Genomic DNA, 16,988 nt, shown 5'->3' with positions numbered 1-16,988 from the left:
CAAAAGCAGGTTACTTTATGGACGAAAAACAGTTACAGGTTCTGGCTAACGAGCTGGCCAAAAATCTCAAAACCCCTGACGCTCTCAACCAGTTTGATCGCCTGCTGAAAAAGATCTACGTTGAAGCTGCCCTTAATGCTGAAATGACCCATCACCTCGGGCATGAGAAGCCCCAGTCCAAATCTGGAACTAACACGCACAATGGCTACTCTACAAAGACTGTTACCACCGGAGATGGTCCGCTGTAACTGCGTACAGCACGTGATCGTGATGGTTCCTTTGAACCGCAACTGGTGAAGAAGAACCAGACCCGGATCTCCGGGATGGATAACCAGATTTTATCGTTGTATACCAAAGGGATGACCACCCGCGAAATTGCCGCTGCGTTCAAATAACTGTATGACGCGGATGTCTCACCCGCCCTGGTATCGAAGGTCACCGATGCCGTTATGGAGCAGGTTGTTGAATGGCAAAATCGCCCCCTGGATGCGGTTTATCCCATTGTTTACCTTGACTGTATCGTTCTGAAAGTCCGGCAGGACAGCCGCGTTATCAATAAGTCTGTGTTCCTGGCGCTGGGTATCAATATCGAAGGCCAGAAAGAGCTACTGGGGATGTGGCTGGCCGAAAATGAAGGCGCAAAGTTCTGGCTGAACGTGCTGACAGAACTGAAAAACCATGGCCTGACCGACATCCTCATTGCCTGTGTGGACGGCCTGAAAGGGTTCACGGATGCCATCAACACGGTCTACCCGGAAGCCCGCATCCAGTTGTGCATCGTGCACATGGTGCGCAACAGTCTGCGCTTCGTTGCCTGGAAGGACTATAAGGCGTTAACACGCGACCTCAAAGCAGTGTATCAGGCTCCAGCCGAAGAGGCCGCGCTTCAGGCGCTGGAGACGTTCGGTGGGACATGGGATCACCGCTATTCGCAGATAAGCCGGAGCTGGCAGTCAAACTGGGCCAACCTGTCGACATTCTTCTCGTACCCGCAGGAACTTCGCAAGGTAATCTACACGACGAACGCTATAGAATCACTGAACAGCGTGCTCCGGCATGCAATCAAGAAACGCAAGGTGTTCCCGACTGATGACTCGGTGAAGAAGGTCGTATGGCTGGCAATCCAAGCGGCATCACAGAAATGGACGATGCCCTTACAGGACTGGCGTATGGCAATGAGTCGCTTTATTATCGAGTTAGGTGACCGCCTTGACGGTCACTTCTGAGGAAAGGCATTTACACAAAATCTTAAACAGGCTCGAGGAAGCTGATCGTGAGATCGGCTCCTATCCCTATTACAAGGGATTACAAATTAATGCATAGCTTATTGAGGTTGCTGCTCCTGAGCGGCGGCACCTAATTTGATGGTCGCTTCGGTGCGCAAGCTGGAAACCAAAGAATCAAACAGCGTTGTTACCGCACTCTGCTCAACTTGGCTGGTAAACTGTGCTTTCTGCTCATCAGTGATGGCGTGTGATTTCACGCTATCCAGCGCAACCAGCACCACATTGCCCGCCTGATCGTGTGCAACACCGTAGCTTACTTTGTCCTGTTGCGGCACAGGCAGGGCAAACACGCTTTCTGCCAATACATTGCCCTGAGAAACTGAGGAGAGCGTCTCTGGTGCGCCAAAGCTGAGATTGGCCGCTTTCAGCGAGTCATCTTTACCTTGTTTCAAGTCAACCAAGATTTTTTCAGCCTGTAGGTTAGCCTGCTGCTGCGCTTTCTGCACTTTCAGCACCTGTACAATCTCGTCACGTACCTGATCCAGAGGGCGCGGCGTTTCTGCACGGTGATCGGTGATACGCAGCACGATCGCACGATCGCCATCGACACCGATCACATCGGAATTGCTGCCCGGAGCACCGTTATCGCCTAACAGGGTGCCACCGAAAATAGCCTGCGTCACCTGCGGGAAGTTCAGCTCAGCAGGCACTTGATCGTGGCTAAACCAGGCCGTCTCAGGGGTTTTTTGGCCCGCCACCTCTTCGGCTGATGCTAATGACTCATTGTCGTTGCTTGCCGCTTCGCTGATTTTACGTTGCAGGGCAAAGAATTCATCCAGCGCTTTTTCACGTTTTGCTCTGACAGCAATGTCATCACGCACCACGCTCAACGGTTTAACCTGCGCGGCCTGAATGTCATCCAGACGTACAATCAGATAACCCACAGAGGATTTTACCGGCTCGGAGAGTTGGCCTTTTTCGGTCAGATTTGCCTGCTGCAATTCATCGACCGTGGCATTGGCATCCATCCAGCCCAGATTGCCACCGTTACGGCGCGATACCACATCCTGCGATTTTTCTTTTGCCAGCGCGGCAAAATCGGCACCGTTTTTCAGTTCATCCAACATGGCACGAGCGTCCGCCTCGGTTTTGAGCTGAATCACGCTAAAGCGCTTGCGCTCAGGTTGGGTAAACTCTTGCTTATTCTTCTCGTAAAACGCCGCGATATCAGCATCAGTGATTTTCACACTGTCCATAACGCGTGCGGCATCCAGCAGCAGATAGCTGACTTTGAAGGCTTCCGGATCGATAAAACGGCCTTTGTTGCTGTCGTAATAGCCCTTAACCTCTTCATCCGTCACGTTCAGCGTTTTGGCAATCGCCGCCACGTCAATCGTTGCCGTTCTCACCACACGATCCTGAGCGGCCTGCGTCACCAGACTGTCGATCTCTTTTGGCAGCGAGAATTGCGTCGCGCCCAACCCCTGAATCAATTGCTGTGTGACCAGTTGCTTACGCAGCAACTCCGCGTAGCGATCCGGTGTTAGACCAAAACGACGTACCTGATCCAGGTACTTTTCGTTATCAAACTGGTTGTTGGTCTGGAACGCGGGAACAGCGAATATGGCCTGTTTGATCTGTGCATCGCTGATGTTAAGTCCAAGCTTACGGGCGTATTGGTCAATCAGCGCCTCATCGATCAGCTGCGAGAGCACCTGTTGACGCACCTGCTGCATATAGCCGTCATTGCCTGCCAGCACGGAAAAGTTTTCTCCCAACTGTTCCTGCATGCGGCTACGCTCGTTTTGCACCGCTTGTTCAAACTGCGCGCGACCGATTTCCTGCCCGTTGACTTTGGCGGCGTAATCTTTAGAGCCGCCGATAAGGTAATCACCCACGCCCGTCAATACGAAGGAGGCGACGATCAAGCCCAGAATAATTTTCAGCACGACGTTATTAGCGGCCGCGCGTAAATTGTCCATCATAATGTGACAACACTCCGCTGGTAGTATGGATAACACGCCCTGCGTTGGCTAAAACCACGCTTCCCTGCGCGTCTGGCAAACCGTAAGCCAGAACATGAACTGCCAGAGAGGAGAGCGGGAAAGACGTTACGCCGCAACGCGACGCCCCTCAGGGTGATGGGCAGTGTTCGCCCGTCATAAAAAAGGCACATCATAAAATGATGCGCCCCTTACCTTACCGACACCGTGGCGTCAGGTAATGTTTGGTAACGCACTCGGATTACAGCACAAACCTGTGACGAGATAATCAGTTAACGGCGTCTTTCAGCGATTTACCGGCACGGAAGCCCGGTACTTTTGCTGCTGGAATGCTGATTTCCTTGCCCGTTTGCGGATTGCGCCCAGTGCGAGCTGCACGCTCACGCACGGAGAACGTTCCAAATCCTACCAGTGCAACGTCATCCCCTGCTTTCAGAGAATCGGTAACAGAACCAATAATTGCATCTAACACACGCCCTGCTGCCGCTTTGGAAACATCAGCATCTGCGGCAATTTTGTCGATCAATTGTGACTTGTTCACTCTCTCATCCCCTCTGAAATCCTGTTGTCACGCTGAATATCCCAAAACGCGACACGTAGCTTTTTTCAATCCTGTCAAACCTTAGCACAGCGTACTGGCTAAGACTAACAATGCCATAACTTAGCGGTACAAAAAAACGCTGGCAAGCGCCATTTCTGCTGTCAGCGTGATTTTTCTCAAGGTTTTTTTGTGATAGGTCACTCTTTCGCGGCCTTGGCGGGCACCGCTTTCGCCTTGGCAGGTGCTTGCTTGGCCTTGACAGGCTCCGGTTGCATACCGTCTGGCGGGTTTTGTAACGCTAACGCAAGCACTTCCTCGATACGTTTGACCGGGTGAATCTCTAGGTCCGCAATCACATTAGCCGGAATCTCTTCCAAATCGCGTTTGTTTTCGTCAGGAATCAATACCATCTTAATGCCACCGCGATGGGCTGCCAACAGTTTCTCTTTCAAGCCCCCGATCGGCAATACTAAGCCCCGCAGCGTGATTTCCCCGGTCATCGCGACATCGGCACGCACCGGGTTACCCGTCAGGCAGGAAACCAGCGCAGTACACATGGCGATCCCGGCGCTTGGGCCATCTTTGGGCGTTGCCCCTTCCGGCACATGCACGTGGATATCACGTTTTTCATGGAAATCGGCATTGATACCCAGTCGTTCAGCACGAGCACGCACCACGGTGAGCGCCGCCTGGATAGACTCCTGCATCACTTCCCCGAGTGAACCGGTGTAGGTTAATTTCCCTTTGCCCGGCACGCACGCGGTTTCAATGGTCAGCAAATCACCGCCAACTTCCGTCCAGGCCAACCCAGTGGCCTGCCCAACGCGGTTTTCTTCATCCGCACGGCCGTAGTCAAAGCGCTGAACGCCAAGGAAATCTTTAAGGTTATCGCCCGTAATCTCAATATGCTTAACGGTTTTATCCATCAGCAGCGTTTTTACCGCTTTACGGCACAATTTGGAGATTTCACGCTCCAGACTGCGCACGCCAGCTTCACGCGTGTAGTAACGGATGATCCCGGAGATAGCACTGTCATCAACGGTCAACTCACCTTTCTTCAGTGCGTTGCGTTCAATTTGCTTCGGCAGCAAATGGCGCTTGGCAATATTAAGCTTCTCATCCTCGGTGTAGCCAGACAGGCGAATCACTTCCATACGGTCCAGCAACGGCGCAGGAATGTTCATCGAGTTAGAGGTCGCAACAAACATCACATCGGACAGATCGTAATCCACTTCCAGATAGTGGTCGTTGAAGGTGAGGTTCTGCTCGGGATCCAATACCTCAAGCAGTGCCGACGCTGGATCGCCACGCATGTCAGAGGACATCTTGTCGATCTCATCCAACAGGAACAGCGGGTTTTTTACCCCAACCTTGGCCATCTTCTGGATCAGTTTGCCCGGCAGTGAGCCGATGTAAGTACGACGGTGACCGCGAATTTCTGCTTCATCACGTACGCCGCCGAGCGCCATACGCACGTACTCACGCCCCGTTGCCTTGGCAATGGAGTGCCCCAGTGAGGTTTTCCCCACCCCCGGCGGCCCGACCAGGCAAAGAATCGGCCCTTTGATTTTGCTGACACGACTTTGTACCGCGAGATATTCAAGAATACGCTCTTTGACGCGATCCAGACCGTAGTGGTCGGTATCCAGGGTTTCCTGCGCTTTGACCAAGTCTTTTTTCACCTTGCTGCGCGCATTCCACGGCACCTGAACCATCCAGTCGATGTAACTGCGCACCACTGTCGCCTCAGCGGACATCGGTGACATCATCTTCAGTTTTTGCAGTTCTGCTTCGGCTTTTTCCCGCGCTTCTTTCGGCATTTTGGCCGCTTCAATCTTGCGTTTCAGCGCTTCATGTTCATCCGGCGCGTCGTCCATCTCACCGAGCTCTTTCTGAATCGCTTTCATCTGCTCGTTGAGGTAATACTCGCGCTGGCTTTTCTCCATCTGCTTTTTCACGCGACTGCGAATACGTTTTTCCACCTGCAACAGGTCGATTTCCGATTCCATCATCGCCATCAGATATTCGAGGCGTTCCGTAATATCATACATTTCCAGCACGGACTGTTTGTCAGCCAGTTTCAGCGGCATATGAGCGGCAATGGTATCCGCCAGACGTGCTGCATCTTCAATGCTGTTCAGCGAGGTCAACACTTCCGGCGGGATTTTCTTGTTCAGTTTTATGTATCCCTCGAACTGATTGACCGCCGTGCGCATCAGGACTTCCTGCTCACGCTCTTCAATTGCTGGTGACGAGAGATATTCCGCCTGGGCAGCAAAATGTTCACCACCGTCAGACAGCGTGGTGATACGCGCACGCTGCAACCCTTCGACCAGCACTTTGACCGTGCCGTCCGGCAGTTTCAGCATTTGCAGAATGGAGGCGACCGTTCCTACCGAGAAAAGATCGTTAATACTGGGTTCATCCGTTGAAGCCTCTTTTTGTGCCACCAACATGATCTTTTTATCGTGATCCATCGCGGCTTCAAGGCAACGAATCGATTTTTCCCGGCCAACAAACAACGGAATGACCATGTGCGGATAAACCACCACATCGCGCAACGGCAATGCGGGGATTTCAATGCGTTCGGAACGCTCAGGGTTCATAGAGCTCTCTCTTAGTTTCGTTTCCGCCAGGTTAAAGGAATCTCGTGAAACGCGGATGTCACGGGTTTCGCCAACAAGTATTGGAGTATATGGGGATAAATGTCCGACATTCAACGACCAGAACATGCGAAAAAAATGGGAGATAAAATCTCCCATTTCAGACTGGTGACAACGACCCTTTAGGTACGTTTGTCAGGCGTGCAATTGACGATTTATTCGCCAGAGGCTTGCTGCGCTTCAGGTTTGCCGTAGATCAGCATGGGCTCAGATTGACCGGTAATCACCGACTCATCAATCACCACCTTATCGACGCTCTCCATGGAGGGCAGGTCGTACATGGTGTCCAACAGCGCCGCTTCAACAATGGAGCGCAAACCGCGTGCACCAGTTTTGCGCGCCATGGCTTTCTTGGCAATCGCCGTCAACGCTTCTTCACGGAATTCCAGCTCAACCCCTTCAAGATTGAACAGCGCTTGATACTGTTTGGTCAGCGCATTTTTCGGTTCACGCAGGATCTGGATCAGCGCATCTTCACTCAGTTCTCTCAGCGTCGCAACCACCGGTAAACGGCCAATAAATTCAGGGATCAGACCGAACTTGATCAAATCTCCCGGTTCTACCTGGCCCAGCAATTCGCCTTCGGTAGCCTTTTGTGCCGTACCCTTCACCGTTGCGGCAAAACCAATACCGCGACCAGTATCAACACGCTGCTCGATGACTTTATCCAGACCAGCAAATGCCCCACCGCAGATAAACAGGATCTTGGAGGTATCAACCTGCAAAAACTCCTGTTGCGGGTGCTTGCGCCCACCTTGCGGCGGTACCGCAGCGATGGTGCCTTCAATCAGTTTCAGCAGAGCCTGCTGCACCCCTTCGCCCGACACGTCTCGGGTGATGGAGGGGTTATCGGACTTACGTGAAATCTTGTCAATTTCGTCGATGTACACAATGCCGCGCTGGGCTTTCCGTACGTCGTAATCGCATTTTTGCAGCAGCTTCTGGATGATGTTTTCCACATCTTCGCCCACGTAACCTGCTTCGGTCAGCGTGGTGGCATCCGCCATGGTGAAAGGCACATCCAGGAAACGGGCCAGTGTTTCAGCCAACAGGGTTTTACCGCTTCCTGTCGGGCCAATCAGCAGAATGTTACTCTTGCCCAGTTCGATGCCGTTGCTGCTATCGCCATTACGCAAGCGCTTGTAGTGATTGTAAACCGCAACCGCCAGAACCTTTTTCGCCTGCTCCTGACCAATCACATAATCATCTAGGTGACGGCGAATTTCATGGGGCGGGGGTAACGCACTGCGTTCACGATGCGGAGCCACTTCCTTGATCTCTTCGCGAATGATGTCATTGCACAGATCGACACATTCATCGCAGATATACACTGACGGCCCGGCAATCAGCTTACGGACCTCATGCTGGCTTTTGCCGCAGAAAGAACAGTACAGCAACTTCCCTGAACCGTCTTTGCGCTTGTCTGTCATCAGTAAACCTCTTCTTTTATCTCTTGCCCGCAGGCCCAACAGCGATATCACTTCAACCTGAATCACGCGCAAGCGCGCATTCGTGAACCACAGGTACGCTATGGCCGGCGGCGTTATTCGCGGTGTGTCATCACGGCGTCAACCAATCCATACTCTACTGCTTCATGGGCAGAGAGGAAACGGTCACGCTCAGTGTCACTCTCTATCACTTCGAGAGGTTTGCCCGTATGTTCCGCCATCAGCTCATTCATACGTTGCTTCACTTTCAGTATTTCACGCGCATGGATTTCGATATCCGTTGCCTGCCCCTGGAATCCTCCCAGCGGCTGGTGAATCATCACGCGCGAATTCGGCAGGCAGAAACGCTTGCCCTTGGCACCGGCAGTGAGCAGGAAAGCCCCCATAGAGCAGGCTTGTCCCATACAGATGGTGCTGACATCCGGTTTAATGAATTTCATGGTGTCGTAAATCGACATCCCTGCGGTGATTACACCACCCGGAGAGTTGATGTACAGATAAATATCTTTTTCCGGGTTTTCAGCTTCCAGGAAAAGCATCTGAGCAACGATCAGGTTGGCAATGTGATCTTCCACCTGACCCGTCAGGAAGATGATGCGTTCTTTAAGCAGTCGGGAAAAAATATCGTAAGAACGTTCCCCGCGCGAAGTCTGTTCTACCACCATCGGCACCAAAGCCATTTGGGGTGCTAATTTTTCTTGTTCGCCACTGTATAACATTCACCTCTCCTTGATAAAATGCTTTTGGTGCCATGTATCAGATTCTACTTGAGATAACGACGGTTGACTATCACGGTCACCCCGACGTCCCCCTTAAGAACGACACCGACTCGCCAAAATCCATGACCACGCGCCTCTGTTTCTTCTAGTTGGGGCATTGCGCGCTATTTCAAGCTTACACTATCCTTTATTTTAGATTAAAGGGTTATCGTGCCCACTGCGTTTACAATGCTTTGCATAGCAAACCGCGTTTTGCATAGAAAATAATATGTCGCGCGCACAAGAAACAATACGGATTTTATAGCCAAGCGACTTAATTTTGATCACACCATATGGACTGAGAACAAAATCTCTGTATCGCAACCACTCTCTCTTTTTTTGCTTTTTGCTTGTGCCCATTTATGCTCAATGGGGTTAAGATCTGGCGAATATGTAGGCAAATACTCCAGCATATACCCTGCATCGATGATGACTTGTTGAATATTATGTTTTTTGTGAAAAGTTGCATTGTCCATCACGATTACCCTGTTTTTAGGGAGTACTGGGATAAGGATTTGTGTGACCCAGGAATAGAAAACATCGCTGTTAATATTGATATCAAATAATCCGATAGCAAACAGCGTTGTGCCTAATAAAGCGCCGATAACATTTGTTCTTCCCTTGGCTCCCCCGTTCTTCAGGCCAAAACACCGTTGACCTTTTGGGGAATAGCCGTGAGTCCGTGGGGTATCGTGTGGAAAACCACTTTCATCAATAAAAACAATAGGTTTACCTTCTTTTTCATACTGTTGTATTTTTTGTTGAAATGCTTGCCGGGCGCTTTCGTCGGCTTTCGGATGACGTAGAGTTTTTTATAGGTCAATCCCAGCTTTTTAAGAGCTTGCCAAATGGCCTTCTGACAAACGCCAAAACGCTCTGCACGTTCTTTTTGGTAAGCATCTGAATATGGTTCAACATCTTTTATCAACTCGGATTTATCGATCTTTCGCTGACGCGTGGTCGATGCTTTTGACGCTATTTGATTAATCCAACGCGATACAGAGGCAGGGCCAATCCGAAATTGCTTCGCTGTTTCTCGGATACTCAACCCTTCTTCTTCCCGTGTAGATATCACTTTACGTCTAAAATCAATTGAATAGCTCATTTAAATAATGTAATCAAAATTAAGTCGTTTAGCTATATCACTCGCGAAACGTTTCAATGCCACCACCACACAGTTTTATCATAGTGCAATCTGGCACATCCGTGGCGATAGCTCTTTTCAAACGTAAATCAGTGATAACAAAAAGCCCACGCCAGAGGCGCGGGCTTTTTTTAGCAAAGATAACCGACCGAAGCCAGACAGCGAATTACGCCGTAGCAGGCTGGTTCATCAGATCGTTGAAGCTGACGGCTTTCTCGACCACTTTCGCCTTAGACAACACCACTTCAACCGCTTGCTCTTCCAAAGCAACGTTGCGCATGTTGTTCATCAGCTCTTTGTTTTTGCTGTAGTAAGCAACCACTTCCTGCGGATCTTCGTAGGCAGAAGCCATCTCTTCGATCAGCGCGTTAACGCGATCATCGTCCGCTTTCAGTTCGTTGATGCTGATCACTTCGCCCAGCAGCAGACCCACGACAACGTGACGTTTAGCTTGCTCTTCAAACAGTTCACGCGGCAGTTCAGCCGCTTGCTTGGCGTTGCCACCAAAGCGTTGTGCCGCTTGTTGACGCAGAACGTCAATTTTGCCGTCGATCAGCGCAGCAGGAACGTCGATATCATTGGCTTTCACCAGACCGTCGATCACCTGAGACTTGATACGGTTACGCACTGCACCTTTCAGCTCACGCTCCATGTTTTTACGCACTTCAGCCCGCAGACCTTCAACAGAACCATCCGCCACGCCGAAACGTGCGATGAATTCTGCGGTCAGTTCCGGCAGTTCACGCTCTTCCACTTTCTTCAGGACGATAGCGAACTGCCCTGCTTTCCCTTTCAGGTTTTCAGCGTGGTAGTCTTCTGGGAAGGTCACGTCGATAGTGAACTCTTCACAGGCTTTGTGACCCACCAGACCTTCTTCAAAGCCTGGGATCATGCGGCCCTGGCCCATAGCCAGAACGAAATCAGACGCTTTACCGCCATCGAACACTTCGCCGTCGATAGTGCCGGTAAAGTCCACGGTTACGCGATCTTCTGCACCAGCGGCAGCATCGGTATCTTTCCAGATGGCTTGTTGCTTACGCAGCGTTTCCAGCATGGCATCAACGTCAGCATCAACCACATCAACCAGCGGTTTTTCAACTTCGATGGTGTCCAAGCCTTTCAGCTCTACTTCCGGATAGACTTCAAACTCTACCGCGTAGGTGAAATCGGCATTCAGCTTGTATTCGCCCGGCACATAGTTCGGTGCACCAACGGGATTGATTTTTTCTTTAATGATGGCGTCAACGAAATGACGCTGCATCAGATCGCCCAACACGTCTTGACGCACGGAAGCGCCATAACGCTGAGCGATAACGTTCATCGGCACTTTGCCTTTACGAAAACCGTCAACGCGCGCTTTTTTAGCAACGTTAACCAGCTCTTTTTTTACCGCTTCTTCAATGCTATCAGCAGTGACGGTAATTGTTACGCGGCGACCAAGGCCTTGGGTGGTTTCAACTGAAACTTGCATCTTGTTACCTCAAAAAATCACAGTGCTCGGTCAGCTCCAAAACCATATACGCATGGGTGTCGGTTTGGACATAACCCCACAGAACCGCGACAGCAACAGCTGGTATCTGAAGCCTGTTCCTTGTCGTCAGAAGCGTCCCGATGACATTTCCGGAAAATAAGACGCGGCATTATAGCGGCATAGAGGGAGTGAGTCGAGAAAAGTGCGCAGACTATTATGACAAGATAAGCGCGCTTTGATGTCGGTCACCTCTTATGCATCTCTTTTTATGCGTCGTTGGCATCAATCAGGCGTCAATGCCAGCACCGCCACAGGCAGGTGATTTCGGGGCCTGGCCCAGCGCATCGGACCACTCTTGCGGCGTGTAAGTATGCAGCGCCAACGCGTGCAGGCCATTTTCCAATTCCGTCGCTAGCGTGGCATAAACCGCGCGATGACGGCCAATGGTGCGCTGTCCGGTAAAGGTTTCACTCACCAATACCACCTTAAAATGGCTTTGCGAACCCGCAGGCACGCGATGTTGATGGCTTTCATTGATCACATCCAGATGCGTGGGGGCAAAAGCTGCGCGCAATTTTGCCTCAATGGTGGCATGCATGACGTCGTCCTTTATTGCTTGTTTATCTTGCCAGACAGTATAGCCAACCGACTTAAAAATGATTACAGCCAATGCCCTGATATGTAGCAAAAAAATACAGCTAATTGTTATCAAAATAATGTCGCTTGGCTATAGCGACCGTCATCTAGGCCTGCAACGTACCAGAGGTCAGCGCCAGCGGTAGCCCGGACGCAAAACCCAGTAGCAACAGCGACAGTGAATACGGCTGACGAAAAAGGGTAAAAAAGCGATGTAGCATGGTAGATCCTTTCCTCTATCCCACAGAACAGGATAGAGGAAAACAGCGTGGGAATTATCGGGCGTTAGCCTTAATGAAGCTGCTGACAGTGGTGTCTTGTGCCATGTCATTGATGACATCGCCCAATACCGTATTAACAGCGTTGGTGATTTTTTCGTTGGTCGCGGTCAACGCGCCCTGAACGTTATAGGTTGAGCGGTAATTTTTGACCTGCTTGTTGCCGTTGGCAGCCTGAGAGATGATCGAAATATCCGCGCGTGCAGCGATATTATGACGCAGGTTGCCTTCTGAAACGTCAGCATACAGTTGGTTTACCACGATTTGCAGCGCAACCGGGCCACCGGTTTCGATCATGTAACCGCGTGCGGAGATCTGTTTTTCCAGCGCTTCTTGCAACAGGAAACGCAGGTCGCGTGAAGGCGTCAGCACGATCAGTTGCCCGTTGCGGTTGATTTTGGCTAATGCCTGATCGGCACGCTGATCGGCCCCGTTGATGCTGACAGTGACGCCCATCAGGGTTGGGTCTTGCGCTGGCACGTTAATTTTAGGAGAGACATCAAGCGTATTGCTTTGATTGGCGCATCCGGCGAGCATCAGCACGGCCAATACGGGAAAAAACAGTTTTTTTAACATTGTGCATTTTCTCAGTAATGATTAGGGTGGTTCGCTGGTAAGAAATTCCCGTTATCATACCATTGCCGGCAGCGGGTGAAAGGACGAATTCAGGGGAAATACTCTGGAAATGGCCATTTTTTTCGGCGCGATGCGGTGAGATATCGCGATCGCCGGATTGACAGATAGTGTGTTCACCTCATTTTGCTGCCAGTGGAATATATAGCCAAGCGACTTAATTTTGATTACACCATATGGACTGAGAACAAAATCTCTGTATCGCAACCACTCTCTCCTTTTTTGCTTTTTGCTTGTGCCCATTTATGCTCAATGGGGTTAAGATCTGGCGAATATGTAGGCAAATACTCCACCATAATACCGGCTTTGTTGAATAAACATATTTTATGCTGCACCCCCGGTGAAACGACAGATCCTCGCAACGCAAAATCATGCAGTTAGGCTTCATAAGAAAACTGTAAACCTGAGGTGACAAGCATTTTCTACCAAAACTGGCTTGGCAAAACAGCATGACTCACTATTATTCAACAAAGCCCCATATACCCTGCATCGATGATGACTTGTTGAATATTATGTTTTTTGTGAAAAGTTACATTGTCCATCACGATTACCCTGTTTTTAGGGAATACTGGGATAAGGACTTGTGTGACCCAGGAATAGAAAACATCGCTGTTAATATTGATATCAAATAATCCGATAGCAAACAGCGTTGTGCCTAATAACGCGCCGATAACATTTGTTCTTCCTTTGGCTCCCCAGTTTTTCAGGCCAAAACAGCGTTGACCTTTTGGGGAATAGCCGTGAGTCCGTGGGGTATCGTGTGAAAAACCACTTTCATCAATAAAAACAATAGGTTTACCTTCTTTTTCATACTGTTGTATTTTTTGTTGAAATGCTTGCCGGGCGCTTTCGTCGGCTTTCGGATGACGTAGAGTTTTTTTATAGGTCAATCCCAGCTTTTTAAGAGCTTGCCAAATGGCCTTCTGACAAACGCCAAAACGCTCTGCACGTTCTTTTTGGTAAGCATCTGGATATGGTTCAACATCTTTTATCAACTCGGATTTATCGCTCTTTCGCTGAGGCGTGGTCGATGCTTTTGACGCTATTTGATTAATCCAACGCGATACAGAGGCAGGGCCAATCCGAAATTGCTTCGCTGTTTCTCGGATACTCAACCCTTCTTCTTCCCGTGTAGATATCACTTTACGTCTAAAATCAATTGAATAGCTCATTTAAATAATGTAATCAAAATTAAGTTTTTTAGCTATATTACAGCGGCCTGCAGGATGTGTTCTCTTTGCTGTTAGGAAATGCAACGCCCCGCTTCCTGTTGCAGGTGCTGGAAAGCCAGATTGAAGCGCTGGCGCAGTATCAGGATGACAGTGGTCTGTGGCATACGCTGCTGGATGACGCCAACTCTTACGTGGAAAGCTCCGCCACCGCCGGATTTGCCTATGGTATTCTGAAAGCGGTGCGCAAACGCTATGTGGATAAGCGCTATGCCGAGATGGCGGAAAAAGCGATTCGCGGCGTGATTGCCAATATAGCCAGGCGACATTATTTTGATAACAATTAGCTGTATTTTTTGCCACATATCAGGGCATTGGCTGTAATCATTTTTAAGTCGTTTTGCTATATCAATCCGCAAGGTGAGCTGGTCAATGTGTCGTTTGGTACGGCGATGGGCCGCGATCTGGACTACTACCGCCAGATCCCGCTGACCTCCATGCCTTACGGTCAGACGATGGCAATCCTGTGCCTGTCTGAGTATCTGCGCGTCTATTTGTAAGCGATAAACCGAAGATTGCCCCGCGAAAGCACTACGTTGCTTCGCGGGGTTTGGCGTTATTTCAGTCCGTTCAGGCTGTAATTCACCGGGATCCAGCGATAACCATTGGTGGTGCCGTTGCGTTCCACACGGGTATTTACATGGCCGATGCCCGGGAACGGCAGGTGCGCGCCCGCCACCAGATAGCCTTCACTGGCTGCCTGGGCAAACAGGGCTTCGCGGGTTTTGGTCGCCTGATCCATATCTGAATCGAAGCTGATGGTGGTTTCCGGTATCGGCATTTGCACTGCTTCGGCGTGCACGATATCGCCCCATGCCAGCAATTTATTGCCGTCACTGACGATGCTATAGGCGGTATGCCCCGGCGTATGGCCTAGTGCAAACACCGGCGTAATGCTAGGCAGCAGTGGTGCATCCCCGCTGAAGGTTTTCACTTTATTTGCTGCCGCCAGGATCTTAAAGACGTCCTGAACCCGCTGGAAAGCGGGCTTGTGTTCAGGGGCGGCTTGCGCCAGATGCTGCGGATCTAACCAGAAATCATACTCTTTTTGCGAAACGTAAACGGTCGCATTCGGGTAGGATAGCTTGCCGTTTTGCACAAGACCGCCAAAATGGTCGCCATGCAGGTGGGTCATCAGGATAGTATCGACCTGTTCGGGACGATAGCCCGCCGCCAATAGGTTTTTCTGTACTTTTCCGACGTTGCTGTTGGCCTGCGTGCCGTTGCCGGTATCAATCAACACCAGATTTTTACCTGTGTTGATCAGAAACGCATTGATGGAAGTTTCAACCGTGGGGGATAAGGATTTCTCTGCCAGCAACTGGCGAATGGTGTTGGGATCGGTGCGCGTAAGCAGTTTGTCCATCGGCATGGCGTTGGTGCCATCTGAAAGCGCGGTAATTTCATATTGTCCCAACAACTGCCGATACTGGCCGGGTTGGGTTTTGACTTGCGTCGTGGCTTCAGCCACGGCGACATCGGGGAGGCCGAAGGCTGTCATCGCTATCAGGCACGCCGCTTTCAAAGGTTTCATCGTATCGTTCCTTGTCGTAAACACCGTGAAAAAGAAATGGGCAATCCCCTTGATTATTAACCGAACTGCAACATTCCTCAAATGTTATCACCCCCTATCGTAGCGTTATAATACAACGGCTATCTGGTGCGGTCACGCGATGTGGGGTTTGGCGCACCACAGGCAATCTGCGATAATGACGGTTTACCAGCCTGCCCGTGCTGGCACCCGATAGTTAAGTGATAGGATGTTATGCTGTACCCAATAAATGAAATGTTTCAAACCCTGCAAGGTGAAGGTTTTTTTACCGGTGTTCCGGCGATTTTTGTACGTTTGCAAAGGTGTCCGGTAGGTTGCAGTTGGTGCGATACCAAACACACTTGGGATAAGTTTGCTGAGCGTGAAACCACACTGGAGAATATTCTGGTAAAGACGCAGGAGAGCGATGCTTGGGCACCGGCCAGCCCGGAAGCGATTCTGGTGCGCATCCAGCAAGAGGGGTATAGCGCCCGGCATATCGTTATCACGGGGGGAGAGCCTTGTATCCATGATTTGACGCCACTGACCGACTATCTCGAGCAAAACGGCTATCGCTGCCAGATAGAAACCAGCGGCACCCATGATGTGCGCTGTTCGCCGCAAACCTGGGTCACGGTCTCACCCAAAGTGAATATGCGCGGCGGCATGGTGGTGCTCGACCGGGCATTAGTGCGCGCTGATGAAATCAAGCATCCTGTGGCGAGAGAGAAAGACATTGAGGCGCTGGATGCTCTGCTGGCGCGTTTACACGATGACAAAGCGCGGATTATCGCCCTACAGCCCATCAGCCAGAAAGACGCGGCGACCAAACTCTGTATCGAAACCTGTATCGCGCGTAACTGGCGTCTGTCGATGCAGACGCACAAGTATCTGAATATCGAATGATTATTTATGCGTCGCGCGATATTTTTCATGCGCTGCCGTAATAATTGCCTTGGCGGCAGCGGCATCTTCCGTTCCTTTTAACTCGACGACTTTACGCCCTTCCGGTAACTGTTTGTAGACGCGGAAAAAGGCCTCCAAACGCTGTTGCTCAATCGGTGGCAGATCGCTAAACGATTTGACGTTATCGTAGGTCGGGTCAATTTTGCTGGTTGGCACCGCGATAATTTTGTCATCCTGCTCACCGGCATCCACCATTTTAAGGATGCCAATCGGGCGCAGTTTGATGAGTGTTCCTAGATGCAACAGTGTACGAGTGTAGAAAATCACATCCAGTGGGTCGTTATCTCCGCCCAATGATTGCGTCAGTGAACCGTAGTTTGCAGGATATACCACTGGCATAGATTGGAAACGGTCAGCAATAATGAAGCCGGTATCGGCATCTGTTTCGTACTTGACATTGCTGCCTGCGGGAATTTCAGTCACCGCATTCAGTCACCGCATATAGCTAAACAACTTAATTT

Annotated in this window: 17 protein-coding genes and 3 pseudogenes; 4 read left to right on the top strand and 16 right to left on the bottom strand. The window is 50.5% G+C overall.

Going from position 1 to position 16,988, the window contains the following annotated elements:
* The first annotated feature begins 17 nt into the window (after positions 1–17).
* Positions 18–1,226 (top strand): annotated as a pseudogene (locus ACD630_RS04865) (IS256 family transposase).
* A 98-nt stretch (positions 1,227–1,324) separates the two neighbouring features.
* Here ACD630_RS04865 and ppiD read toward each other — a convergent pair.
* The 10 genes from ppiD to bolA form a co-directional block, all read right to left on the bottom strand.
* Positions 1,325–3,211: a peptidylprolyl isomerase gene (gene ppiD, locus ACD630_RS04860; protein WP_430358294.1), complete on the bottom strand. Its 1,887-nt coding sequence runs from the start codon at positions 3,209–3,211 to the stop codon at positions 1,325–1,327.
* Positions 3,212–3,497: 286 nt separating this feature from the next.
* Positions 3,498–3,770, bottom strand: coding sequence for a nucleoid-associated protein HU-beta (hupB, locus tag ACD630_RS04855; RefSeq protein ID WP_430358293.1), 273 nt, complete (start codon positions 3,768–3,770; stop codon positions 3,498–3,500).
* 197 nt (positions 3,771–3,967) lie between these two features.
* Positions 3,968–6,376, bottom strand: a complete 2,409-nt coding sequence (gene lon, locus ACD630_RS04850; RefSeq protein WP_430359901.1) for an endopeptidase La — start codon at positions 6,374–6,376, stop codon at positions 3,968–3,970.
* A gap of 212 nt (positions 6,377–6,588) precedes the next feature.
* Positions 6,589–7,863 (bottom strand): ATP-dependent protease ATP-binding subunit ClpX, encoded by a 1,275-nt coding sequence (clpX, locus tag ACD630_RS04845; protein ID WP_430359900.1) that lies wholly within the window; start codon positions 7,861–7,863, stop codon positions 6,589–6,591.
* A 113-nt stretch (positions 7,864–7,976) separates the two neighbouring features.
* Complete coding sequence (clpP, locus tag ACD630_RS04840) at positions 7,977–8,600, bottom strand: ATP-dependent Clp endopeptidase proteolytic subunit ClpP (protein WP_430358292.1); 624 nt, start codon at positions 8,598–8,600, stop codon at positions 7,977–7,979.
* A 192-nt stretch (positions 8,601–8,792) separates the two neighbouring features.
* On the bottom strand, positions 8,793–8,999 hold the full coding sequence (locus ACD630_RS04835; RefSeq protein ID WP_430358291.1) for a hypothetical protein: 207 nt from the start codon (positions 8,997–8,999) through the stop codon (positions 8,793–8,795).
* On the bottom strand, positions 8,924–9,394 hold the full coding sequence (locus ACD630_RS04830) for an IS630 family transposase (RefSeq protein WP_430359899.1): 471 nt from the start codon (positions 9,392–9,394) through the stop codon (positions 8,924–8,926). The genes ACD630_RS04835 and ACD630_RS04830 overlap by 76 nt, the downstream gene beginning before the upstream one ends.
* Positions 9,277–9,744: an IS630 transposase-related protein gene (locus tag ACD630_RS04825; RefSeq protein WP_430358290.1), complete on the bottom strand. Its 468-nt coding sequence runs from the start codon at positions 9,742–9,744 to the stop codon at positions 9,277–9,279. The genes ACD630_RS04830 and ACD630_RS04825 overlap by 118 nt, the downstream gene beginning before the upstream one ends.
* A gap of 205 nt (positions 9,745–9,949) precedes the next feature.
* The gene (gene tig, locus ACD630_RS04820; RefSeq protein ID WP_430358289.1) at positions 9,950–11,254 is read right to left on the bottom strand and encodes a trigger factor; all 1,305 of its coding nucleotides are present in this window, start codon (positions 11,252–11,254) and stop codon (positions 9,950–9,952) included.
* 286 nt (positions 11,255–11,540) lie between these two features.
* Complete coding sequence (bolA, locus tag ACD630_RS04815) at positions 11,541–11,852, bottom strand: transcriptional regulator BolA (RefSeq protein WP_430359898.1); 312 nt, start codon at positions 11,850–11,852, stop codon at positions 11,541–11,543.
* A gap of 58 nt (positions 11,853–11,910) precedes the next feature.
* Between bolA and ACD630_RS04810 the strand changes: the two genes are divergently transcribed.
* A complete protein-coding gene (locus ACD630_RS04810; RefSeq protein ID WP_430358288.1) occupies positions 11,911–12,036 on the top strand; it encodes a hypothetical protein in 126 nt (41 codons plus the stop codon).
* Between the two features lie 129 nt (positions 12,037–12,165).
* On the opposite strand, the gene ACD630_RS04805 is transcribed toward ACD630_RS04810, so the two are convergent.
* The 4 genes from ACD630_RS04805 to ACD630_RS04790 form a co-directional block, all read right to left on the bottom strand.
* The gene (locus tag ACD630_RS04805) at positions 12,166–12,744 is read right to left on the bottom strand and encodes a lipoprotein (protein WP_430358287.1); all 579 of its coding nucleotides are present in this window, start codon (positions 12,742–12,744) and stop codon (positions 12,166–12,168) included.
* 54 nt (positions 12,745–12,798) lie between these two features.
* A complete protein-coding gene (locus ACD630_RS04800; protein ID WP_430358286.1) occupies positions 12,799–13,044 on the bottom strand; it encodes a hypothetical protein in 246 nt (81 codons plus the stop codon).
* Positions 12,969–13,163, bottom strand: a complete 195-nt coding sequence (locus ACD630_RS04795) for a transposase (RefSeq protein WP_430358285.1) — start codon at positions 13,161–13,163, stop codon at positions 12,969–12,971. Before ACD630_RS04795 ends, ACD630_RS04800 begins: the two co-directional genes overlap by 76 nt.
* 102 nt (positions 13,164–13,265) lie before the next feature.
* Entirely contained in the window at positions 13,266–13,973 is a 708-nt protein-coding gene (locus ACD630_RS04790) for an IS630 family transposase (protein ID WP_430358284.1), read from the bottom strand.
* Between the two features lie 77 nt (positions 13,974–14,050).
* Here ACD630_RS04790 and ACD630_RS04785 point away from each other — a divergent pair.
* A pseudogene (locus ACD630_RS04785) lies at positions 14,051–14,530 on the top strand (glycoside hydrolase family 88 protein); the annotation flags it as partial.
* Positions 14,531–14,586: 56 nt separating this feature from the next.
* On the opposite strand, the gene ACD630_RS04780 reads toward ACD630_RS04785, so the two are convergent.
* Complete coding sequence (locus tag ACD630_RS04780) at positions 14,587–15,564, bottom strand: MBL fold metallo-hydrolase (protein WP_430359897.1); 978 nt, start codon at positions 15,562–15,564, stop codon at positions 14,587–14,589.
* Positions 15,565–15,795: 231 nt separating this feature from the next.
* Between ACD630_RS04780 and queE the strand changes: the two genes are divergently transcribed.
* Entirely contained in the window at positions 15,796–16,467 is a 672-nt protein-coding gene (gene queE, locus ACD630_RS04775) for a 7-carboxy-7-deazaguanine synthase QueE (protein ID WP_430358283.1), read from the top strand.
* On the opposite strand, the pseudogene ACD630_RS04770 reads toward queE, so the two are convergent.
* A pseudogene (locus ACD630_RS04770) lies at positions 16,468–16,953 on the bottom strand (inorganic diphosphatase); the annotation flags it as partial.
* Between the last annotated feature and the right edge of the window lie 35 nt (positions 16,954–16,988).

Source organism: Symbiopectobacterium sp. RP (genome assembly GCF_050472005.1).
GTDB lineage: Bacteria > Pseudomonadota > Gammaproteobacteria > Enterobacterales > Enterobacteriaceae > Symbiopectobacterium.
This window is presented reverse-complemented; position numbering and strand designations above follow the sequence as displayed.